The 22859-nt window shown below is 61.2% G+C and carries 19 protein-coding genes; 8 read left to right on the top strand and 11 right to left on the bottom strand.

Annotated features, from left to right (window positions below; all coding sequences use genetic code 11):
* Positions 1-53: 53 nt before the first annotated feature.
* Positions 54-539, top strand: coding sequence for an acyl-CoA thioesterase (locus BT119_RS08355; RefSeq protein WP_003367933.1), 486 nt, complete (start codon positions 54-56; stop codon positions 537-539).
* Positions 540-585: 46 nt separating this feature from the next.
* Here the strand turns inward: BT119_RS08355 and pdxY are convergent, their stop codons facing one another.
* The gene (gene pdxY, locus BT119_RS08350; protein WP_054082256.1) at positions 586-1452 is read right to left on the bottom strand and encodes a pyridoxal kinase PdxY; all 867 of its coding nucleotides are present in this window, start codon (positions 1450-1452) and stop codon (positions 586-588) included.
* A gap of 118 nt (positions 1453-1570) precedes the next feature.
* Between pdxY and BT119_RS08345 the strand changes: the two genes are divergently transcribed.
* On the top strand, positions 1571-1963 hold the full coding sequence (locus BT119_RS08345; protein WP_003367929.1) for a DUF3301 domain-containing protein: 393 nt from the start codon (positions 1571-1573) through the stop codon (positions 1961-1963).
* 135 nt (positions 1964-2098) lie between these two features.
* On the opposite strand, the gene BT119_RS08340 is transcribed toward BT119_RS08345, so the two are convergent.
* Positions 2099-3070: a CobW family GTP-binding protein gene (locus BT119_RS08340; protein WP_072365374.1), complete on the bottom strand. Its 972-nt coding sequence runs from the start codon at positions 3068-3070 to the stop codon at positions 2099-2101.
* A 52-nt stretch (positions 3071-3122) separates the two neighbouring features.
* Here BT119_RS08340 and BT119_RS08335 point away from each other — a divergent pair, with 52 nt between their 5' ends.
* Complete coding sequence (locus BT119_RS08335; protein ID WP_003367925.1) at positions 3123-3497, top strand: hypothetical protein; 375 nt, start codon at positions 3123-3125, stop codon at positions 3495-3497.
* 3 nt (positions 3498-3500) lie between these two features.
* On the opposite strand, the gene BT119_RS08330 is transcribed toward BT119_RS08335, so the two are convergent.
* Both BT119_RS08330 and zigA read right to left on the bottom strand, forming a co-directional pair.
* Positions 3501-4151: a DUF1826 domain-containing protein gene (locus BT119_RS08330; RefSeq protein WP_072365326.1), complete on the bottom strand. Its 651-nt coding sequence runs from the start codon at positions 4149-4151 to the stop codon at positions 3501-3503.
* Positions 4151-5359, bottom strand: coding sequence for a zinc metallochaperone GTPase ZigA (zigA, locus tag BT119_RS08325; protein WP_054082258.1), 1209 nt, complete (start codon positions 5357-5359; stop codon positions 4151-4153). The genes BT119_RS08330 and zigA overlap by 1 nt, the downstream gene beginning before the upstream one ends.
* A 140-nt stretch (positions 5360-5499) precedes the next feature.
* Here zigA and BT119_RS08320 point away from each other — a divergent pair, with 140 nt between their 5' ends.
* Positions 5500-5883 (top strand): hypothetical protein, encoded by a 384-nt coding sequence (locus tag BT119_RS08320; RefSeq protein ID WP_032609357.1) that lies wholly within the window; start codon positions 5500-5502, stop codon positions 5881-5883.
* 5 nt (positions 5884-5888) lie between these two features.
* Here BT119_RS08320 and BT119_RS08315 read toward each other — a convergent pair whose 3' ends face one another.
* Both BT119_RS08315 and BT119_RS08310 read right to left on the bottom strand, forming a co-directional pair.
* On the bottom strand, positions 5889-7115 hold the full coding sequence (locus tag BT119_RS08315) for an N-acetylmuramoyl-L-alanine amidase (RefSeq protein ID WP_054082259.1): 1227 nt from the start codon (positions 7113-7115) through the stop codon (positions 5889-5891).
* 200 nt (positions 7116-7315) lie between these two features.
* Positions 7316-7837, bottom strand: a complete 522-nt coding sequence (locus BT119_RS08310; protein WP_003367913.1) for a DUF3617 domain-containing protein — start codon at positions 7835-7837, stop codon at positions 7316-7318.
* Between the two features lie 169 nt (positions 7838-8006).
* On the opposite strand from BT119_RS08310, the gene cls reads away from it, so the two are divergent.
* Positions 8007-9446 (top strand): cardiolipin synthase, encoded by a 1440-nt coding sequence (gene cls / locus BT119_RS08305; protein WP_054082260.1) that lies wholly within the window; start codon positions 8007-8009, stop codon positions 9444-9446.
* A gap of 46 nt (positions 9447-9492) precedes the next feature.
* On the opposite strand, the gene cfaB is transcribed toward cls, so the two are convergent.
* The 5 genes from cfaB to hflK (BT119_RS08280) all read right to left on the bottom strand — a co-directional run bounded on the left by cfaB (position 9493) and on the right by hflK (BT119_RS08280) (position 16940).
* Positions 9493-10680 carry a C17 cyclopropane fatty acid synthase CfaB gene (gene cfaB, locus BT119_RS08300; protein ID WP_058398170.1) on the bottom strand — a complete coding sequence of 396 codons (1188 nt, stop codon included), beginning with the start codon at positions 10678-10680 and terminating at the stop codon, positions 9493-9495.
* Positions 10681-10916: 236 nt separating this feature from the next.
* The gene (locus tag BT119_RS08295) at positions 10917-12881 is read right to left on the bottom strand and encodes a heavy metal translocating P-type ATPase (RefSeq protein ID WP_072365324.1); all 1965 of its coding nucleotides are present in this window, start codon (positions 12879-12881) and stop codon (positions 10917-10919) included.
* On the bottom strand, positions 12878-13948 hold the full coding sequence (gene hflK / locus BT119_RS08290; RefSeq protein WP_072365322.1) for a protease modulator HflK: 1071 nt from the start codon (positions 13946-13948) through the stop codon (positions 12878-12880). Before hflK (BT119_RS08290) ends, BT119_RS08295 begins: the two co-directional genes overlap by 4 nt.
* A complete protein-coding gene (hflC, locus tag BT119_RS08285; RefSeq protein WP_003432786.1) occupies positions 13945-14982 on the bottom strand; it encodes a protease modulator HflC in 1038 nt (345 codons plus the stop codon). The genes hflK (BT119_RS08290) and hflC overlap by 4 nt, the downstream gene beginning before the upstream one ends.
* Positions 14983-14993: 11 nt before the next feature.
* On the bottom strand, positions 14994-16940 hold the full coding sequence (gene hflK / locus BT119_RS08280) for a protease modulator HflK (RefSeq protein ID WP_072365320.1): 1947 nt from the start codon (positions 16938-16940) through the stop codon (positions 14994-14996).
* 528 nt (positions 16941-17468) lie between these two features.
* Between hflK (BT119_RS08280) and BT119_RS08275 the strand changes: the two genes are divergently transcribed.
* The 3 genes from BT119_RS08275 to BT119_RS08265 all read left to right on the top strand — a co-directional run bounded on the left by BT119_RS08275 (position 17469) and on the right by BT119_RS08265 (position 22743).
* Positions 17469-19088: a glucan biosynthesis protein D gene (locus BT119_RS08275; RefSeq protein ID WP_003432784.1), complete on the top strand. Its 1620-nt coding sequence runs from the start codon at positions 17469-17471 to the stop codon at positions 19086-19088.
* A gap of 391 nt (positions 19089-19479) precedes the next feature.
* Positions 19480-20763 (top strand): hypothetical protein, encoded by a 1284-nt coding sequence (locus BT119_RS08270; protein WP_054082264.1) that lies wholly within the window; start codon positions 19480-19482, stop codon positions 20761-20763.
* Positions 20764-20859: 96 nt separating this feature from the next.
* On the top strand, positions 20860-22743 hold the full coding sequence (locus tag BT119_RS08265) for an acyltransferase family protein (protein ID WP_072365318.1): 1884 nt from the start codon (positions 20860-20862) through the stop codon (positions 22741-22743).
* The last annotated feature ends 116 nt before the right edge of the window (positions 22744-22859 follow it).

Below are 22859 nucleotides of genomic sequence, written 5' to 3'. Positions count from 1 at the left end.
CCTTGAGCGCCAGCATAGGCGCCCCTTGAACACCTTGACCGTGTGAGTACGCTATGGAACCCGGAAACGCCCAGCTGTCGATGACTGTATTAATGACCCCGGACATGGCCAACTTCTCTGGCAACGTACACGGTGGCACGCTGCTCAAGTACCTGGACGAAGTGGCCTATGCATGTGCCAGCCGCTACGCCGGACGCTACGTGGTGACGCTGTCGGTAGACCAGGTGATTTTCCGTGAGCCGGTGCATGTCGGCGAACTGGTGACCTTTCTCGCCTCGGTCAATTACACCGGCAACACGTCCATGGAGGTGGGCATCAAGGTGGTCACCGAAAATATCCGCGAGCGGTCGGTACGCCATTCCAACAGCTGCTTCTTCACCATGGTTGCCGTGGACGACAATCGCAAGCCCGCCAGCGTGCCGCCCCTGGAGCCCGAATCGGCCGATGCCAAGCGGCGTTTCATCCAGGCGCAGCAACGCCGCCAGATCCGCCAGGAACTGGAAAAGCGTTATCAGGAGATCAAGGAAGAAGCGTTGTAATTTTCTGGCTCGGGCATCGATGCCCGAGCCTTTGAGGGTATGGCGCTTACAAACGCACGGCTTCGAACTTTACCCGTGGGTGCGCGATGCGATCCTGAGCGCGCACCAGTTCCAGCTCGTAGCTGCCACAGGCCTGGGTTTCCAGCAGCACCTCATGGACGGCGGCCGCAGCGAACTCGAATGCTGCAACCAGATCGTCGCCCAGCAGCACACGCGACAGGAACAACCCGGAGGTCAGATCACCCACGCCGACCGGCTGACGCGGAAACGCCAGTAACGGGCGGCGCAGGTGCCAGCTGGCCTCGGCGGTGACCAACAGCATTTCAAAGCCATCGGCGGCCTTGCCGGGGTAATCGAGGTGTTTCACCACCACCGCTTTGGGGCCACGCGCCAGCAAAGCCCGCGCCATCGCCAGGCAGTCGTGCAGTGATTCGGGCTTGCGCCCCGAGAAGCTGTCCAGCTCCAGTTGATTGGGGCACATGAAGTCCGCCATGGCCGCCGCTTCCTGCAGCAGGAAGTCACTGACTTCAGGCGCTACGATGCAGCCTTTTTCAGGGTGGCCCATCACCGGGTCGCAGAGGTACAGCGCCTTCGGATTGGCCGCCTTGATGCGTGCCACGCCGGTCAGAATCGCCCTGCCCTGCGCCGCACTGCCCAGATACCCCGACAGCACCGCGTCACAGTTGCCCAGCTCGCCAATGGCGGCAATCCCGTCGATCAGCGCAGGAATCTGCTGCGGAGCCAGCACTTCACCGGTCCACTGCTTGTATTGCGTGTGGTTGGAGAACTGGACCGTGTTGAGCGGCCAGACGTTAACCCCGATACGCTGCATCGGGAACACCGCTGCGCTGTTGCCGGCGTGGCCGAATACCACATGGGACTGGATAGCGAGCAAATGAGGCGTACGTTTCATGGGGAGCGGAATCCTGAACACGATGCAAATGCAATAATGAGAAATATAAGTCGCGCAGTATGGCTGTAAATCACTCAGGACAGTTAAGCTGACGACTCCTACGCTGGAGCACTCCGTCATGCTGACCCTGGGAAACATCTTCGTGCTGATGCTGTTCGCGAGCGCCGCGGCCTGGTGGTGGCACGCCCATGGTCTGCGCGAAAAAGCGCTGGCACGCGTCAAGCAGCACTGCGAACGCCTTGAGCTGCAACTGCTGGACGACGCGGTTGCCCTGCGCCGCCTGACCTTCGCGCGCGACGCTCAAGGCCGCAAACGCCTGGCCCGCGTGTATGGCTTCGAGTTCACGGTGACCGGCGAGCAACGTCACCCTGGCACGATCACCCTGTTCGGCGCGCACACTGCGCAAATCGAACTGGCACCCTACCCGTTTGAAATCAAAACACCACCGCCCAGCGCTGAAGTTATTCAGATGAGCGAATGGCGTCAATCGCATCAGAAATGGAAGCAGTAGCCGAGCACGACGCCCGCTGCCGCGATTCAGCGCTCATCCTTACACAAGTGCGCTTTGACTATCGTGCCAACGCTCTGCGTTGGCATGCCGTTCCGGACGCTCTTCGTCCTGCCTTCAGCTATTAACTGGCAGCTGTCACGCCAGGCATCCCGCCATCTGCGTCTGCAACTTATCCACATCCTGAGCGGTGGCAAAGATCAACTCAAGGCGTGAGTCCTGACGCCATTCGCTGACTTGCCAGGCCAGCGGAGCCCCATCAACCACGTTGCCGGAATACCAGCCGCCCTCGCTGTGGATAACCATCTTCGCCCGCCGCCAATCAAGGCTTTCCAGCCAGTGCAGGATGCGCTGCAGATCGAAGCGCTGCGAGGGATGCCAGCGCCAGCCGATGCTCCAGCCGTCGGCACTGACCTGACTCAGACAGATCGGCACCTTCGGATCGGTCCATAGCGCGGGCAAGTGGCCGACGCCGTTGGGCAGCATCAGCTTATCCACAGCCTGTTTATCCACAGCAGTACCGCTGGCAAACCCCGGCACACGGTTCAGGAGCAGCTCCCCATGTCGGGTCCAGATCAAGGCGTGTGGCAGCAACTGTTCGGCCAATGCCTGGCGAGAGACATCATCCAGTTGCTCGGACTTGTTCATGATCACCAGCCCGGCATGTGCCAGCGCTTCCTGCTGAGTACTCGGCAACGGCTGTCCGGCGAGCATTGCCTGCGCGTCCAGCACCACCACGCCGGGCTGCACATCCAGGACGCCGCGCCACGGCGCTTCGCGCAATTGCGTCATCAGTTGCGCGGGATGGCCCAGCCCTGAAGGCTCGATCAATAAACGATCAGGCCGCGCCTTGCGCAATAAACGCCCCAAGCCGATCTGGAACGGCACGCCATTGACGCAACACAGGCAGCCGCCAGCCACTTCGCCAAGTGCGATACCATCGGCATCCGTGGTCAGCAGGGCGGCGTCCAGGCCGATCTGCCCGAATTCGTTGATCAATATGGCCCAGCGCTCATGGGCAGGCTTCTGCGCCAGCAGGCGCTTGATCAGGCTGGTCTTGCCGGCGCCCAGCGGGCCACCGATGACATGCGTCGGTATGTTTTGCAGCATGAGATCACTTTTGGCGAATGCGTGGTTCATTGAAGAGCAAGGAAGGATAACGATGCAAGTAATGCGGCTGCCTGCCCGCCTGGTGTTGATGTTGCTGACAGTGTCTTCCGGTTCGGCGTGGGCCGAAGCGTGTCTGGTCCACAGCCAGGCCGAAAGGCTCGACGTGAAGGTCTGCCAGGAAAATATCAACATCCCGGCAAACCTGTTTCACGACAGCTTCTGCCAGCCGCAACTGGCCGGGCAGAAGACCGAGACCACTTACTCGCAACAGTGCCCGGCAGGCGCCTTCGGTGTCTGCCGCAATGCGCAGGTTGCCAATATGCCGTATCGCGAGCATATCCACTATTACGGCGTCGCCGGTGACGCGCTGTACCTCAAGCCTTTCTGCGAAGGCCAGAGCAAGGGGCAGTGGATAACTCCTGACTGATCTTCAAGCCAGCCAGTCCAGCGTCAGAATCAACCTGCGCTCGTTGCGCAGCAGTTGCGGCGAGCGATGGATCAGGCCAAAACCTTCATTGCCGTGCCAGCGTTCGCCCTTGAGCAGCGCCACTTCACCGCTGTTGATCTGCTGGATACGGGCAGCATCCGTCGGCTCGGCGTCCAGACACCCCAGTTGTTTACGGTCCATCACCCCTTCATGCAGCCATTGACTGCCAACCCCGCCATAAGTGGTGATAAGACGTACCGGCACATGATCGACATGGAAGCGCGGGCACATGGCCTTGTCGAGCCCCCGCAAACGCAGGCCAACGCACTCGGCACCCAGCAGACAGGCATAGGCGCTGACCAGCCAGGAAACGTCGGCAACGAACCCCTGATAGCCCAGCAGGTCGGAGTAGCCCGATGCCAGCGCGCTCAAGTCAGGCTCGACCTCGCCGCCCCGCACTTCCAGGGTCATGGACTCGGCCAGAGGCTCGTTCATCGACAGTAGCAAGGCGCCGAAGTCCTCTATGTGCGCAGGTAATTGACGCTGCCAGAGCGCAAGGTTGACGCCGTCCTGCAGAATCTCGCTCAACACGTCGGGCGTATCACCGTGCGCCTGGCGGACTGCGGTTTCAGGTTTAAAACGATAAGCCAGCATCAGGCAGCCACCTCTTCGTACCAATCGCCAAACGGATCGGCCAGCGCACGCCAACGCTCGACACCCGCCTCCATCTCCGCATCAGTGAGCAGGCAGTTATCCAGCTCGGCGGTCAGCCGCACAAAATCGATGTTCTGGCCGATGAACACCAGTTCCTGCCGACAGTCGCCGGTTTCAGTCGACCAGTTCTCTAGAATGGATTTGACGCTTTCCTTGTCCTCGGGCCAGCTGTCTCGGTTCACGAAACGCCACCAGCGTCCGGCAAAGCCATGGCGCATCAAGCCGCCTGCCTGCGACCAACTGCCTGCGTCCTTGTATTTGCTGGCCAGCCAGAAGAAGCCTTTGGAGCGCAGCAGCTTGCCGTTGCCCCAGGGACGATTGATGAAATCGAAAAAGCGCTCCGGATGGAACGGTCGGCGGGCGCGATAGGCCGTTGATGCTATGCCGTACTCTTCGGTTTCCGGCGTGTGTTCGCCGCGCATTTCCTTGAGCCAGCCCGGTGCCTGGGAAGCGCGCTGGAAGTCAAAACGCCCGGTGTTGAGAATCGTCGCCAACGGCACCTGGCCCATCACCATCGGTACGATCTCGGCCTCCGGGTTGAGGCGCTTGAGGATCGCCATCAGCTCTTCACGCTCACTGGAGCTGATCAGGTCGATCTTGCTGAGCAGGATGACGTCGGCAAACTCGATCTGCTCGATCAGCAGGTCGGTGATCGAGCGATCATCGTCTTCACCCAGGGTTTCACCGCGTGTGGACAATCCGTCTGCCGCCTCGTAATCGAGCAGGAAGTTCACGCCGTCGACCACGGTGACCATGGTGTCCAGGCGCGCCAGGTCCATCAGGCTTTTGCCGGCCTCGTCGCGGAAGGTGAAGGTTTCAGCCACGGGCAACGGCTCGGAGATTCCTGTGGATTCGATCAATAAGTAATCAAAACGACCGTCCTGAGCCAGACGGCTGACCTCTTCGAGCAGGTCCTCGCGCAGGGTGCAGCAGATGCAGCCATTGCTCATCTCGATCAGCTTTTCTTCGGCACGGTTCAGGCTGACATCACGCTGAACTTCGCTGCCGTCGATGTTGATCTCGCTCATGTCATTGACGATCACCGCAACCCGCAGGTTTTCACGGTTGCGCAGCACATAATTGAGTAAAGTGCTTTTACCGGCCCCGAGAAAACCGGACAAAACGGTAACGGGTAGAAGATTTGCCATCAGGACTCTCCAGGCAGCTGCAAGGCTTGAACCTTGTTCATATCGGCTGCGACGAATCCCTCAGGCAGCCAGCTCTAATCACATCCGGATGTTATAGTATAACAAGCAAAAATAGCTATGGCCTTGGTGAAGGGATCTTCATGAGACGGGTTTCAACAGGTTTGATGGCGATGCTGATCAGCGCGCATGTGATGGCTGCACCTCCAAGCCCCTCCGCCGACCTCGCCACCTGTACGCGTAGCGCGACGGTATTGGCGTGCAGTGATGCGCAGGGCAATAGCTACAGCGTGGCCACTGCCGGATCGACGACCTGGTTGAAGGGGTACGAAGTGCGCGACAAGCGCCGCTGGGCGCAGACCAACAGCCGCTATGGTCAATTGACGTTTTTTACCGGGTTGGCTTCTGATGGCGAGGCTTGGGCAGGCACTGTGCAGCGTGTGGGCTGGACGACCATCACTCGGGTATCCAGCTCAAGCGGCACGCGCAGCAAGATCACCTGCAGCCGCTTGAATGGCTGCCGCTGAGCCGATCAGACCGGCAGTTCCTGCTTCTGCGCCTGCAGCCAGGCCATGTGCGAGTCCACTGGCGGGTTACGCTGAAAATAGCGCTGCAGGCCATCGAACAGGCCATCGGCAACGGCTTGTTGATGACGCGCAGTGACCAGGCGCTGGCTGTCACGGCTGTTGGAGATGAAGCCGGTCTCGACCAGAATCGACGGCACATCGGGTGATTTGAGAACGGCGAAACCGGCCTGTTCAACGCGCTTCTGATGCAGCGTGGTGATACCTTCGAGACTGCCCAGAACGGTGTGGCCCAATTGCAGACTGGCTGCAATAGTGGCGTTCATCGACATGTCGAGAATCACCCCGGCGAGCATCGGGTCCTTGTCCTTCAGATTGAGCAGCGACGTGGCACCCAGCAGGTCCGCGCCGTTTTCCCGCTGAGCCATGAAGCGCGCCGTTGCCGACGTTGCTCCGCCTTCGGAAAGGGCAAACACCGACGCACCCGATGCCGTCAGACGAGGCGCAGCATCGGCGTGCACGGAGATGAACATGTCGGCGTTGGACTTGTGCGCGAACTCGACGCGCTTGCGCAGCGGTACGAAAAAGTCATCGTTGCGCACCAGGCGTACGTCGAAGCCTTTCTCGCGCTTCAAACGTCTGGCCAGCAACTGAGCGATGGACAGCACCACATCTTTTTCGCGTTCACCCCGCGAACCAACAGCGCCAGGATCCTTGCCGCCATGACCGGCATCGACCACCACCATGATGTCGCGTCCGGTGTGCGCCTTGCTGGTCGGGATTGGCACAGGCACCGGCGGCGGCAGCTCAGCCATCTGCACCGGCGCATGGACCGTGGAACTCATGTCCAGGACCAGCCGATGCCCCTGCCCGCCTTCCGGGCCGAGCAGGAAACTGTTGAGCTGTACCGGTGCGGTGAGGTCCAGCACGATACGTGTGTCGTCACCCTGGCCGTAATGCCCGGAGCGAATCGATTTTATAACGGTACGGTCCAGCGCCAACTGACTGAAGTCGCCGGTCAGCCGCGAACCGCTGACGTCGATGATCAGGCGGTCGGGGGCTGTCAGGGTGAAAGTCTTGTATTGCACCGGGCCGCTCAGGTCGAGGACCAGTCGCAGCTTGTCGTTGGTACGCCAAAGGCGGGCGTTACGAATTTGCGTGGCATAGGCACCCAACGGCAACGTCAGGGCCGCGCTGGCAAGCAGCATGTTGAGCAACACTTGGCGTCGGTGCATGGAACGTCTCAAAGAGCAAATTGAGCATCCCGGCTCACGAAGGGTTCATCCACATCATTAGTAACAATATAACATGCAGTTACGGACGAAAGATGAGGTCCTTCATGAAGATTAAGTTACCTGCCACACCATCAGAGGTGACAAAAAAACATCACCTCTGCGCAGCGTGTTCCACGTGGAACATAACTCTATGAATTTGATCAGGTACGTGGGGCGACGTTGCCACATTGCGGCCCGAGCCAAACCGCGCGGGTGTCCATGCTGCCGTTCTGTTGCTGCCCGGTGGCATTGAACGTGCCCACCACGTTGGTAGTGAACTCGCGATCACTCAGGAACTGCGCCTGTCCGGTGCCCTTGGCTTTTGGGCAGCTGAACTGGAAGTTCCAGGTCTTGCCGTTGCGCGCAGTAATCTTTTGCGTGCATCCGGATGCCGGGTCAGTCAGCGGAATGTCGTCCGACTGCACCTGCGCCTGAGTCAGGCAGGCCCTCACGCCTTTGCCGCCAAGGGTGACGCCCTGCTTCTTCATCATCTGTTCCATCATCGCACGCTGCTCGGGCGGCAGATTCTGCAACTGTCCCAGCATCAACTGCATGTCCGGCAGCTGTTGTCCGTCCACTTTCATATTGCTGGACGTCAGCTCCCACAAACCCGGTTGCAGCATCTGCGCCTGAGCCATAGGAGCCGCCAGACAAAACATCCAAGCCAACATGCGTTTGTTCATTTCAAGATTCCTGATCGGGCACTGCGGATGAAAACGAGACTGGAATAATCCAGCCAAAAGATAAACCTTAGACGGCACACATGTCGCCCAGTTGCACCCGGAATTAAATAGCGACATTCCTGTTCAGCTGTGGTCTGTTAGGCAGCAAAGGCGAGGAGCATTGTTCCACATGGATTATCACGACCCGTACTTTTTCGGTTATGTCCTGGGTTTCATTCATTTACTCGGTACAGGCGCCGCCATCCATGCGTTGCTGACTGTGCGCACCTCCCAAGGCGCGATTGCCTGGGCGATGCCGCTGCTGTTCATTCCCTATTTCACCCTGCTGCCTTACCTGGTGTTCGGCCGAAGCTCATTCGACGCGTACATCAAGGCGCGTCGCCAGGCCAACCAGGAAATGCGGATCGCGATCGGCAGCCTCAACTGGCGGCCGTGGATGGAAGAAGCCGTGGCTGCGCGTCGGTCAGATGCCTATGCGGCGCTGCGTGCAATGCCCAAGCTGGGCAACATGCCGGCGCTGGCCAACAACAAGGTCAAGTTGCTGATCAATGGCGAGGAAACCTTCGGAGCCATTTTTCAGGCTATCCGAGAAGCGAAGAAGACCATCCTGATTCAGTTCTTCATCATTCATGACGACAAACTCGGGCGCGAGCTGCAAGCGCTGCTGCTGGAGAAAGCGGCAGAAGGTGTGGCGATCTTTGTACTGTACGACCGCATCGGCAGCCACGCCTTGCCAGGCAGTTATATCGATAAGCTACGCGACGGTGGCGTGCAGATAAAAGCCTTCGCCACACGTGGCGGCTGGCTCAATCGCTTTCAGATCAACTTCCGCAACCACCGCAAGATCGTCGTTGTCGATGGCCTGAAAGGTTATATGGGCGGTCACAATGTGGGTGATGAGTACATGGGCCTGAAGCCGCCGCTGGCTCCATGGCGCGACACCCATGTGCAAGTCATCGGCCCGGTGGTCGCCTGCTTGCAGGAGTCGTTCGCCGAGGACTGGTTCTGGGCCACCCGCGAACTGCCTCCGTTAAGCCTGCCTGATGAGTTTCCCGAAGACGGTGTGCTTTGCCAACTGTTGACCAGCGGCCCGGCTGACGCGCAGGAAACCTGCTCGCTGTTCTTCGTTGAAGCCATCCACGCAGCCGAAGAGCGCGTGTGGATCACCAGCCCCTACTTCATCCCTGACGAAGCCGTGACCGCTGCGCTGACCCTGGCAGTGTTGCGCGGCGTGGACGTGCGCCTGCTGCTGCCGTCGCGCCCCGACCATTACGTGGTATACGCCGCTTCAAGTCTGTACGCCTTCGACGCCGTACGTGCCGGGGTCCGAGTGTTCCGCTACGAGCCGGGCTTCCTGCATCAGAAGGTCGTCCTGGTCGACAACGAGATCACCGCCATCGGCAGCGCGAACCTCGACAACCGCTCGTTCCGCCTCAACTTCGAATTGATGCTGCTCACGGTCGACAGCGACTTCTCCAGCCAGGTGGAATCCATGCTCACCGCCGACTTCAACCTCGCCCGTGAAATCTCCGTGCAGGAAAGCCACGAAACACGGCGTCTGCATCAACTGGGTATGCGCGTGGCGCGGCTGATTTCACCGATTCTGTGAGACCTCTGTGCACTAGGCTGCCTGTCTTGAAGAGACGAGCGGGACTTCACCCATAAATATCCTCGCGCGTCAGTGGCAGTCCGGTGTTGCCGTCGGCGAAGGGTTTCACGGCGAGTATCTGGTGCAGGTTGATCCAGCCCTTGGTGAATCCATAGGCGCAGCCTGCGAGGTATAGGCGCCAGATCCGCAGGGTCTGTTCGGGTACGATTCGCGCGGCTTCGTCGAGCCGGGATTCCAGTCGTGCGCTCCAGTGCTCCAGGGTTTTCGCGTAGTGCGGGCGCAGGCTTTCCACGTCGACCACTTCAAGCCCGGCTTCGCTGATATGGGCGCTGATCATGGCCATGTGCGGCAGCTCGCCATTGGGGAAAACATAGCGGTCAATGAACTCCCCGGCACCACGCCCCACAGGACGACCGTCGGTGTGCCGCGCGGTGATGCCGTGATTCATCACCAGGCCGCCCTCCTTCACCGCGCCGAACAGGCGTTGCGCGTACAACGGCAGGTTGGCGTGCCCGACGTGCTCGAACATGCCGACACTGACCACTTTGTCGAAGCGCGCATCCTGCGGCAGGTCGCGGTAGTCGAGCAATTGCAGGTCGACCTTGTCCTGAAGACCTTCGGCTTGCACGCGTTCGCGGGCCAGTGCCAATTGTTGCTGGCTCAACGTGATGCCAAAGACCTTCACGCCGTATTCGCGAGCCGCAAAACGCGCCAGCCCGCCCCAGCCGCAGCCGACGTCCAACAGGTATTCACCGCGCTTGAGCCGCAACTTGCGGCACAGGTGGTGGAATTTATCCTGCTGCGCCTGCTCCAGCGATTCGTCCCCGGTCTTGAAATACGCGCAGGAGTAGACCATCTCCCTGTCGAGCCAGAGCTGGTAGAAGTCGTTGGAGACATCGTAGTGATAGGCAATCGAGGCCGCGTCAGTGTCCTTGTCATGCTCGACCCGGATCGGATTGCCAGCGCTGTCGTCATCGTCCACCAGCGCGTGAGTCAGTTCATCGCAGACCCGGACCACTTCGCTGATGGAGCCCTCCAGTTCCAGCCGCCCCTCCACAAACGCGCTGCCGAGCAGGCCCAGACTGGGGTGACTGAAGTCGGAGACCAGCTGCGGGTCCTTGACGACTATCGTGACGCTGGGCGCAGGCCCGAGGTCCATCTGATGACCGTCCCAGAGCCGGAGCCGCAACGGCAGATGAAGGTTCTGCAAGGTCGTTGGAAGTTGTGTAAGCATTTCAAAATCACCCCCTTATCCAGAAACTCAAAAAAGAGTAATCCAGCAAAGGCCCCGCAAAAGGGCCCGAAAAGGCATTGGCGACGGCAAAACTGCTATGAATCAACTGCGGGGGAACAGCCCTGTGCCCTCTGATTCGAGCCGAGAGTCAGCCTGAATTTGGATCACACAATGAAACACAGCGCTTAATCTGTAACAGAATTAGTCAAAGCTCAAGCCGTTTGACGCACTGATCATCAGTGCAGGCGTGAGACCTGATGCTGCACACTCACGTCTTCGAGCTTGAGCAATGGCTCCTGAAAGCGCAGCAAACGTCCGGCGTTGCCCAATACCAACAGGGTGCTTAGATTGTGCAGGATAGCTGCGACCATCGCGCCCGCAGCGCCAAGCAGACCAAAGGCGGCCAGAGCCACGATGGCCAGCGTCCAGCCCAGCCCAATGATGACGTTGACCTGCAAGGTGTGACGGCACTGGCGACTGAGTCGCACACAGGTGCCCAGGCGGCGCAGATCGCTGCCGATCAGCACGATGTCGGCGGATGCCAGCGCGATATCCGCCCCACCCGCGCCCATCGCCACGCCGACCACGCCCGCCTTGAGGGCCAGCGAATCGTTGACCCCGTCGCCGACCACCATTGGCCGGAAACCACTGGCGATCTCGCCCATGACGCGGTTGAGTTTGTCTTCAGGCAGCGCCTGCGCCTGAACGTCAGCGATGCCGATATCGTGCGCCAGATTGTCGGCCACGCTCTGCCGGTCACCGGTCAACAGCAATTGTCGGCCCAGGCCCAGGCCGCGCAATTCCAGCAGCGCCGCCTGAGCTTCGGGTTTGACACTGTCGGCCAGCAGCAGCCAGGCCAGAAAAACCCCGTCCAGCGACAGACCGGCCAGCGGGCCATCATGTGCAGGGACAGCAGGCGTGACGATGCCCATCTGTGCGAACAACTCCGGGCGGCCCAGTGCTGCATCGCCCTGCCCGGTCGAGGCCACCACACCCAGGCCTTGGCGCTCACGGGTGTCGGTCAGCGGCAGCAGTCGGGCATTATCCACCAGCCCGGCCAAGGCCCGACTCACCGGGTGACTGCTGGCAGACCCGAGGCTCGCAGCCAGCTCCAGCAATTGTGGATGCTGCGAACCGTCAGCCTGTACGGACTGCAGACGCAGACGGCCATAGGTCAGGGTGCCGGTCTTGTCCACAACCAGTGAGTTGAGGTCAGCCAGTTCTTCAAGAAACGCCGAACTGCGGATCAGAATCCCGTGCCGCGCCGCGACCGCAATACCTGCAATGGCGGTGGCCGGGGCCGAAAGCACCAGCGCACAGGGACAGGCTGCGACCAGCACTGCCAGCATCGCCTGGGCATCCTGAGTGATAAACCAGGTGAGCGCCGCGATCAGCAAGACCAGCACCATGTAACTGCCTGCGTAGCGCTCCAGCAGACGCGTGATAGGCGGCTTGGAACGCTCTGCGCTCTGCATCAGCGCGATGACCTTGCCCAGCGTCGACTGATCGCCGATGCGGGTCACTTCGATGCGCAGCAGGCCGTCGAGGTTGATGGCGCCACCGAACACCTCGACCCCGACACTGGCTTCCAGCGGGACCGATTCGCCAGTGATCGACGACGTATCCAGACTGGCTTGCCCGGACAGCACCCGACCGTCCGCCGGAACGCGGTCGCCCGCCCGCACTTCCACCTGATCGCCGGCTTTGAGCGTCGCGTTGTCGACCTCGCGCACGCTGCCGTCGGCGCCGAGCAAACGCGCCTGGCTGCGAGTCAGGCGTCCCAGCGCTTCGATGGCCTCCTGCGAGCCGATCACGCTGCGCTCTTCCAGCACATGGCCGAAGATCATGATGATCGGCAGCAACGCGGCGGTCATCAGGTCACCGGTGGCCCAGGCACCAAGCATCGCCAGTGCGATCAACTGATCGGTGATGCCGTGCAGGCTCGGATGCCGCAGGCTGTGCCAGCCGGCGCTGATCACCGGTATCGCCACCAACAGTGACGCAGCGCCCAACAGCAACTGGCTGACACCTGCCTGCTCCGGGGCGAAAAACCGCCAGACCAGTCCCAATCCCAGCAAGCCCAAGGCCAGCATCGCGAGGGTCAGTTGCCGGGCGGCACTGCGCTGTTCTGCGCTGCTCAGCAGACTGCCAGGCGCTTGCGGTTGACCAGTGTCGTGGGTGTGAACGGCTTCGCCACTCATTGTGGTGCTCCCTGAATGATCAGGCGGGAATCGTCTTTGGGATCGACCGTGGTCACCGAACCCGCCTGATGCAGAATAACCGGTACGCGTTCACGGTAGAGACGTTGCATCAGGCCGGGGTCGCTGCGGGTTTCGGCTGATTGGGTCAGGCTGACAACCGTTGCGGTAGCCGCCTGCGCCTTGGCCAGACGCTCGGACGCCTGTGCATGCGCCACTTGCAGGGTTCGGTCGGCCTGTTGATTGGCGGTCTGGGTCAGCTTTTCGGCCTCCGTGCGCGCGTTGGCCACGGCCTGATCGGCCTGCTGACTGGCCGTCAGCACAGCATTGAACGCGTTGACTGCAGAGGTCGGCAGGCTCGACTGCACATCCACCCGAGCGACCTCGACACCGATGCCCATGCCGGTCGCCTTGAGCTCGGCCAGACGCTGATTGATGCCGCGCACCAGATCGCCACGCAGCCGCTCACGGCGCTCGGCGGCCTGGCTGTCAGCACCGATCAGCTCGGGACGGGCAACCAGAATGGTGTCCAGATCCCGCGCCGCCGTCAGCACCACAGCGCTGCGATTGACCAGCCGGTCTAGCGCGGGCAATACATGCTCGCCCTGCAACACGAAGGCAGTGGGGTCAGTCACTTTGTAAAACACCGTGACGTCCAGTTGCACCACACCGGCATCGCCAGTCAGCAGAAAACCGGAGCCTGCCAGTGCATCGCTCATGGGTGCCGACAGGGTCGCGACTTCATCGGCTTTCAACGCGGCAGGCGAACGCAGCAGGGTTTCCACGCGCCGCTCTATCACCCGATCAGCCGAAGGCAGCAGCACCACCTGTTCGAACGGCTGCGGCCAGGCGATCAGCAGCCCTGCGTTCTGAACCCGCTCGATCGCGCCGAAGTGCATGACCACCGCGCGGTTCTGTGGATCGATCTGGCGTATGTTGGACGTCGCCCAGGCAAGCGCGGCGAGCAATGTCACGCCATACAGCCCCAGAAACGCCAGACGGCTCGCCTGCAACCAAGGGCTGTTTACCGGCGGGCGCTGCGCCACGGCTTCGTCGACCGGCTGGCTCATGGCTGCGTTCCGCTCTTGCCGTCCAGCGTCGGCGGGCCGTCCACCAGCACGCGGAACGGCGCCGCGTCGGTGCGCAGTATCAGGCGGGTGCCGGGCGTCACGATAGTGCCCAGTGTATCCAGCGAGCGCAGCAGGTTGTAGAGCTGCGGCGAGCCCGCATAGGCACGGCCATAGATCTGCGCGGCTTCAACCCGCGACTGTGCTTCGATATCGGCCGCCTTGACCGTGGCATCGGCTTCGACAATCCGTGCATCGCGCTCGGCGGCCGAACGAATCTGCGCCGCCTCACGCTTGCCCACGGCGGTTCGCTCGGTGGCGATGGTCTCGCGCTCGGCGCGCATGCGGTCCACGGTAGCGTTGAGCGTTACCGAAGGCAGGGTCAGTCGTTCCACGCCGACCTGCAGGACACGCACCCCGTAAGTCGCCAGCAGTTGCTGATCGATCTGCTGGCGCAGCTGATTTTCGAAGGCAGTGATATTCACCTTGCTGGCGTCGGTATTCACCAGGCTGGAAAGGTCGAAACTGCTCGCGGTGGTTTCCAGCGCCGAGCCAACAAAGGTACGGATCTGCCGCGCCGCCTCGTCGGGCTGGTTCTGTACCGCGCGCATGAAGCGCTGCACGTTGTCGGCGTCGCCCTGCACCTGCCACGCCACGTAGGCCTGAACGATGATGCGCAAGCCATCGCGGGTACCGACGTCCTGCAGACCGCTGGAAGTGGTTCGCAGGCGCAGATCCACCGGGATGGTCGCCTCGAACGGTGCCGGCCAGCGCCAGTTGAGGCCCGGCTCCAGCAGGACGCGGGACGGGTTGCCGAAGCGTGTGACGACGGTCGCCTCGCCCGAACGCACCTGCACCAGGCTCGCTGCTGCAATCGCAAACGCGATCAGCACCGCAGCCAGGCTTGCCCGCCGCCAGGGAAACGCTGCCGGGCCGCTCGCGCCATGATGATGGTGGTGATGACCATGGCCGCCATGGCCGTGACTGTCATGGCTATCGTGGTCGGCGTGATCGTGATGATGATGGAACAGACTCAAGGGACGACTCCTTACTGAACGGCTTTACGCGGCGCCGTTGGGTCTGCCGGTGGGGTGAAGGTACGCAGGTCGATGGTCGGCGCACTGTCGCCGCCCAGACGGTGGTCGAGTATCAGCAACTTCGCATTGCCCAGGCCCTCGGTCAGTTGGGCCAGGTATTGCTCCAGCAAAAATGCCTGACCTGCCTTGGCATAGGCCTGACGTTCGGCACTGAAGCGCAGGTCTGCACCCTGTGCGCCGGCCAGAATCTCGCGGGCGACGGCATTGGCCTGATCACGCGCCACGCTGGCATTGAGCTGCGCCTGATTGGCCCTGTCGCTGGCCGCGCCGCGTTCGCGAGAGATCAGCGCCTGTGCACCAATCTGCGCAGCCTGCACAGCATGATAGGCGTTGGCCGCACCGGCAGGCGGGTGGATGGCTTCAACCACCGTAGCGAGCAATTCGACGCCGCTGTCCAGCCGCTGCAAGTCGGCCTGCACGGCCTTGCCGATGTCATCGGCCAGCTCGCTGCGCTGTTCGCCGAGCAGTTCATCCAGCGTGCGCGAAGCAAAGTCATGCACCAGCACCCGGCTGGCCGTGCTGCGAATCAAGGCTGGGATGTCAGCGCTGTTATAGGTCGACGCCATGGCTGCGGCATCTGTCAGGCCGATACGGTAGACGAACCGCACGTCCATATTGACGATCTGAAAGCTCTGCTTGTCGCCTGCACTGCTGGCAATGACCTGGGATTTTTCGTTGATATGGCTGGCATCCCACAGACGGTTGGCGCTACCCGGTGGCGGGCCTTCGGCCGGGTCCAGCGTTTGCTCGGCCGTGTCGGCAGCAGAAACGCTGGTCGCCAGTTCATGAACCACGCCGTTTTCAACGGCCAGCACACGCCCGAACGGCCAGGGCAAACCCACGTGCAGACCGGGCCCGAACACGTCGACCGGCTTGCCGAAGCGTTCATAAATACCCCGCCCCTGCATGGGAATTTCATGCACGCCGCTCAGCACCCAGCCCAGCGCTGCGACCACCGTCAGCACCGGCAAAAAGGCGCGACGCATGTAGGTAAAGGCCCAGATCTGGCGCAGATCGATGCCAAAGCGGTTGTGCAGTTCGTGCTGCAAGGCGAGCAGTGGACGCGGCGGCCAGCGCAACAGGTCGGCGATGAAACTGGCGGCCAGCAGGCGCGGTTCGCTGCGTAGGTTGCGCGGGCTGAACACCGACAGCACAGCGCGCAGCAGAAACTCCAGCGCCACGCCAAACGGCAGCAGGCCGATCAATACCGCCAGCCGCGCAGGCCAGACACGTTCTGCACTGGAGAAAAACAGGCACAGCGCGCCGACCAGCAGGACGATCAGCGTCATGCGCACCAGTTGCGCCAGCGCACCGGCCTCCGGCGACTGACTGTCGGACTCGCTGCTCAGTTGTCGCTCGATGACCAGCAGCCCGAATGCCAACAGCAGCATGACGCTGCCACCCAGGCTACCGGCCGTGGAGAGGTCGACGCCGGACAGCGCCAGGTTCCAGAAGGCACGAACGACGATCAACGCCAGCACCGCCCAACCGGCAAGCCACAGGGTCGAGCTGCCCACGTGCCTGACCAGCGATTTGCCGGAGTCACTCAGCCGTTCAAGCAGGCGCTCGTACCAGCCGCTCTCGTCGCCAGCAGACAGGTTTTCGTCGAGGGTGTCTGCGTCCGGCGAACGCAACGCGCGAGCCCGCCACAGCGCGACATGCCGCGCCGACTGCAAGCCCGCCGTGAGCAGAAACAACGCCGCCGAGGTGTTGCACAACACGGCCATCCACAAAGAGCCGGGGGAAAACAGATCGATGGACAACGCCAGCAGCAGCCCGAACGCCCCTGCTCCACCGGTCACATACATCAATCGTCCCAGACGCCTAACCTGTTGCACCGCCATTTGAAAACGTGGCAGGCCTTCAAGGCCTTCGTGCTCATCCAAATCAACCCGCATCACTACCCCGGCACCCGCTGATTTATCGCCCTTTGGAGAGCCCTGCATTGGCATCTGAATGCCAGTGAATCATAGCGTTACGATATAACACGCGGAATGAAACTTTCGTCAGGACTATTAGCTGAACGGATGTGAGATAGCGGTGCTGCCCAGCGGGCGAATCGACCTGAAGTCAGGCAGAGAGCGAGCCCGCGCGCCAGCAAAATGATTGCTGAATATTGCCTGGCGAAAAAAGTTTTCGTGCGGGTCGAAGACGTCGAGTTGATCAGCGTTTCTTGCCCCGATCGTCTGGAAGCCTTGCGCCAAGCGGCGATGCGCTTAATCGATTAGTCTGCAGCGACACAAAAATCAGCGTTATAGCCGTCAACACGCCGGATTCATTAGCCATGATCGGCGTTTTTTTTTGGCCGATTTCCGAACCGTATCTCGTCTTTGTTATCTGTTGTGGGTAGTTTGCGTTCGGCAAGGAGTCGTTGGCGCGCCATTTTTTGTGCAGGACGCACAGAATTACTCAGAGGCTTCACCTTTATGAATCGCAGAAATCTCCTGAAAGCGTCCATGGCGTTAGCCGCCTACGGCAGCGTATCGGCCTCAGGGCTTTTTGCTGCGCGGGCACTGGCCGCCGCAGCCGATGGCGAGATCGAACACTTCGATTTTGCTGAGTTGCAGGCGCATGCCAAGAAGCTTGCGAGCAAAGGGTATGTGAGCAACAAGCAGGTGCTGCCACCGGTACTTGCGAACATGACGCCGCAGCAATTCAATGCCATCCGCTACGACCCGAATCACTCGCTGTGGAAAGACGTCCACGGCCAGCTCGACGTGCATTTCTTCCACGTCGGCATGGGCTTCAAGACGCCCGTGCGCATGTACAGCGTCGATCCGCAGAGCAAGCAGGCGCGCGAAGTGCATTTCCGCCACGACCTGTTCAACTACGAGAACAGTGGCATCGACAAGAACCTGGTCAAGGGCGACCTGGGCTTTGCCGGTTTCAAACTGTTCAAGGCGCCTGAAATCGCCATCAATGACGTCGTTTCGTTCCTCGGCGCCAGCTACTTCCGCGCCGTGGACAGCAACAAGCAATACGGCCTCTCGGCCCGCGGCCTGGCCATCGACAGTTACGCCAAACGTCAGGAAGAATTCCCGGACTTCACCAAGTTCTGGTTTGAAACGCCGGACAAGAACGCGACACGCTTCGTGGTTTACGCACTGCTCGATTCGCCGAGCGCGACCGGCGCCTACCGTTTCGATATCGACTGCCAGGCCGGCCAGGTGGTCATGGAAATCGACGCGCACGTCAATGCGCGTACCGACATCCAGCAGCTGGGCATTTCGCCAATGACCAGCATGTTCAGCTGCGGCACTCACGAACGCCGCATGTGCGACACCATCCACCCGCAAATCCACGACTCGGATCGCCTGTCGATGTGGCGTGGCAACGGTGAGTGGATCTGCCGTCCGCTGAACAACCCGGCCAAACCGCAGTTCAGCGCGTTCTCCGACACCGATCCGAAAGGCTTCGGGCTGGTACAGAGCGATCACGAATTCTCCAGCTATCAGGACACCGTTGTCTGGTACAGCCGTCGCCCAAGCCTGTGGGTCGAGCCGATCACGGCGTGGGGCGAAGGCGAGGTCAGCCTGCTGGAACTGCCGACCACGGGCGAAACGATGGACAACATCGTAGTGTTCTGGACACCGAAGACGCCGGTCAAGGCCGGGGATTCGATGAACTACGGCTACAAGCTGTTCTGGAGCCCGCTGCCGCCGGTAAGCACGCCGCTGGCACAGGTCCACGCGACACGTTCAGGCATGGGCGGCTTCCTCGAAGGCTGGGCACCGGGCGAGCATTACCCGAAAACCTGGGCACGCCGCTTCGCGGTGGACTTCAACGGCGGCGGTCTGGATCGCTTGCCGGAAGGCACTGGAATCGAGCCCATCGTCACGGTCACTCATGGCAAGGTGCAGGACTTCAACATCCTCGTGTTGCCGGACATCAAGGGCTACCGCGTCACCTTCGACTGGGTACCGGACAGCGACTCGGTCGAGCCGGTTGAAATGCGCATGTTCATCCGCACTGGCGACCGTACGCTGAGCGAGACCTGGCTCTATCAGTACTTCCCGCCTGCACCGGACAGACGTAAATACCCGTAATCCGCAGATGGGTGACGCAGAGCGTCACGAAGGGCATTCCCACGCGGAGCGTGAGGAACGATAAATGTCTGGGCTGGAGCGTGAGGAACGATAGGTGTCTGCAGGATCGCGTCCGCAAGAACACCATCGTGCCCATGCTCCAGCGTGGGCACGCCGTTCTGGACGCTCCGTGTCCTGTCCTGGGCACTAAGTGCGGCGCATAACCATTAATCCCGACTAATTAATTGACAGTTGCCCCAACTGCGACTGATATACCTGTTGTCATGCCGTTGCGAGCGTCCGCTCCAGACCCCCATCTCCCAAAGCTTCCCTGTGTCGACACGTCCTCGTGATCGTCGGGCGGTAGCTTTGTCCGCGCAATTCCCCTGACGTATTTCACAAGGCAGCCAGCATGGCGTTGAATACTGCGAACGGCGTCGACGCCAGGTCGTCGTTGATGTCCTTTGACAAGTCCACGGTGGTGGTGTGGGTCGCCATCAGCCTGATTCTGGTCGAGACCTTTTCCGGAGCCTTGCGCTTCTACTTCGACCAGGCAGGCATAAGCCCCCTGCTCTATCTGCCCAAGGCCGCCTGCATACTGCTGTTTACGCTCGAACTGCGCACATTCAGAGCCGGGCGGTTGTTCTGGACGTTCACGATCCTGTGGCTGATTTCCGCGCTGCTGGCCATGCTGCATCGCGCCAGCGCGCACAACCTGGCGTTCAGTCTGTTCGCGCTGAGCCCGCTGGTGTTCGGCCTGGTATGTGGCCGGCACCTGCTGTATCGCCGCAAGCTGTTGTACCGCGCCATTGCTTTCTGCCTGCTGGCCTCGCTGTTGGGGATTGCCCTGGACAAGCTCACCTCCGTGCCATGGAAGGGCTACAGCTACAGCGTCGGTGAAACCCAGTTGAGCGCCAATACCTCATGGAGCGCGGACGAGGTGGACCGCATTGCCGGTTTCGCCAGGGTGTCCAACGTGCTGTCGATCATGATCGCCTTCTACACGCTGTACCTGATCATGTTCCTGCGCTCGCGCCTGATGATGATGTTGCTGAGTGCGGTGGCGCTTTACGCCATCGTGCTGACCACCAGCAAAGCGCCAGCCGCGGCCTTCGCGCTGACCATCGTGCTGCTGTTATTGCGGCGGATGAGCTGGACCTGCAGGGCAGTGTGCACCGTGGTGGTAGGCATCGGCCTGCTGTTGCCGGCACTGGGCCTGATTGTGAGCCCTGACGCTTACGCGGTCAGCAGCGGCGGCTCTCTGGCCTCGCTGTATGACCGGCTGATCAACACCTGGCCCGGCCTGATCGATGCAATGAGTCGCGAAGGCTGGATGATCAGCGGCGCAGGCTTCGGCATGGTCGGCAGCACGATGGGGTTGTTTCCGGTGGACGGTGCCGGGGTATTTCTCGGCATGGACAGCTCCGCCCTGTACCTCTGGGCAATGCTGGGCGTGCTCGGCCTGCTGCTGTATGCGCTGCAGATTCCGCTGTTGTTCCGCCTGATCGATGATCAGACCCGTGTTGGCCATATGCTCCTGGCGATCAGCTTTTGCTGGTGCCTGATCAGCTGGACCACCGACATGTTCGAGGTCGCTGTCGCCAACCTGTTCATCGGCCTGGCCATTGGTCATGTGATGGCCGGCAAAGAATCTTCTGCGGGCCATGCGCCCGGGCTGACGTCGGCTGCACGCTGATCAACCAGCACAATCACCACAACGCTGGCTGCCGATAAGCTTCGGCTGATCCCCGGCCCCTCCCCCTCATGATCAGCCAACGGATGGCTTTCTCAAATGGACTTCAGAAAAGACATCAATGGCCTGCGCGCCATCGCAGTGATCGCAGTGCTGCTCTTCCACTTCCACCCCGACTGGCTGCCTGGCGGCTTTGCCGGTGTCGACGTGTTTTTCGTGATCTCGGGGTATCTGATCACCGGCATCATCCTGCGCGGCTTAAGGAGCGGTAAATTCAGGCTGGCGGCGTTCTACACGTCACGGGCCAGACGCATCGTCCCGGCCCTCGCCGTGCTGTGTTTTGCCTTGCTGTTGCTCGGCTGGTTCGCTCTGCTGCCGCTGGACTACAGCGCGCTGGGCACACATGTGGCGAGCAGCCTGGGGTTCGTTTCCAACTTCGTCTATTGGCGTGAGGCCGGGTATTTCACCGCCAGCGCCCATGAGAAGTGGCTGCTGCATACCTGGTCGCTGTCGGTGGAATGGCAGTTCTACCTGCTGTACCCGATTGCGCTGCTGATGCTCAGTCGCTTTGTCGCGCTGCACAACCTGCGCTGGTGGGTACTGGGCGCAAGCCTGACAGGCTTTGTGGTGTGCGTATCTGCCTCCTCGCAATGGCCGGAGGCAGCGTTTTACCTGCTGCCGACCCGCGCTTGGGAGTTGCTCGCCGGTGGCGTGGCCTGCCTGTTCCCGCTGCAATTGAAGGCCCTGCAGCAGCGCGTTCTGGAACACTTGGGAATGACGCTGATCGTGGCCGGCTTCTTTCTGCTGTCCGTGCAGGACACGTGGCCGGGTTATCTGGTGTTGATGCCGGTGCTGGGGGCGTTCGCGGTGATCGTCGCCGCACGCAACGACTCGCTGCTGACCTGTAACCCGCTCGCCCAATGGGCCGGCACACGCTCGTACTCGTTGTACCTGTGGCACTGGCCGGTGGTGGTGTGGATGAATGACGCCGGGTTACTGGGCGAGATCCGCGCAGTGCTGGTGGGCATCGGCGTGGCCGTGATGCTGGGTCTGGTCTCATGGCGGCTGATCGAGCAGCCCGTCAGCAGGCCGTCGTCTGATCAGCGCAGCAGACGTGCCACGTTCGGCACGCTGATCGCTCTGCTGTTCGTCGGCGGAACGCTGGTGAGTGCAACCGGCGGCGTGATTTCTCCCCTGCGCCCGGTGAGTGTTTCGGACAAGGCGCGTTTCATTCAGGAGTACGCTGATCGCCAGCACAACCTGTACGAGCCCTACTGGCTGAAATGTGACGCCTTCTCCGCCCTGACCCAGCGCGGCCAATCAGGCATCGATGAAGCCTGCACCCGCAAACAAGGGGTGGGTGGCGTGTTCCTGTGGGGCGATTCTCATGCACAAGCGCTGTCGCTCGGCCTGCGTACCTTGCTGACACACAGCACGCCCTTCTATCAGGTCGCCTCGGCCAGTTGCCGTCCCGCTCTGAGGGACCAGCAAGGACGTACCTCTGCGACCAGCAGGGCCTGTGACTACTCCAACAGAACGGCCCTGCAGGGCATCGAAAGGCTGCGTCCGGACATCGTGGTCATCGCGCAAAAGGATGGGCACGACAAGACCGACTGGACGCAGATCGCGGTTCGGCTCAAGGGCCTTGGTGTGAAGCACATCGTGCTGATCGGCCCGGTTCCGCAGTGGAACCCGTCGTTGCCCAGCGTCATCGCCAACCGTCATTGGGGGCTGAGCGAATCGTACATCCGCGATCCGGCTCTGGATCAAAGTGTCATGCTGGTGGATCAGGCCACCCGCGCACTGGCCGCATCGGCAGGCATCCAGTTCGTGTCGCTGATCGACAAACTGTGCATCGCCGATGCCTGCCGGGTACGCCTGGAAGACAACCGCTCTCTGCTGCAGATCGACTCGGGGCACTTGAGCGCAGAAGGTTCGCTGTACGTCGTGCGCAACTACGTACTGCCGCAGTTGGTGAATTAGTCAGCCGCTGAGTACAAATGTCCTGTTTCTGGAGGCTGTAGCGGCCTCTTCGCGCCTACTCCTACCGCCGCCGGCCAGAATCAAAAGCGGACTTGTGTATAACGATGAGGGCTCGG

The sequence above is a fragment of the Pseudomonas sp. NFACC10-1 genome (genome assembly GCF_900119195.1).
GTDB lineage: Bacteria > Pseudomonadota > Gammaproteobacteria > Pseudomonadales > Pseudomonadaceae > Aquipseudomonas > Aquipseudomonas cerasi.
Note: the sequence above shows the minus strand (reverse complement) of the source record. Positions and strands in the feature narration are given on the sequence as shown.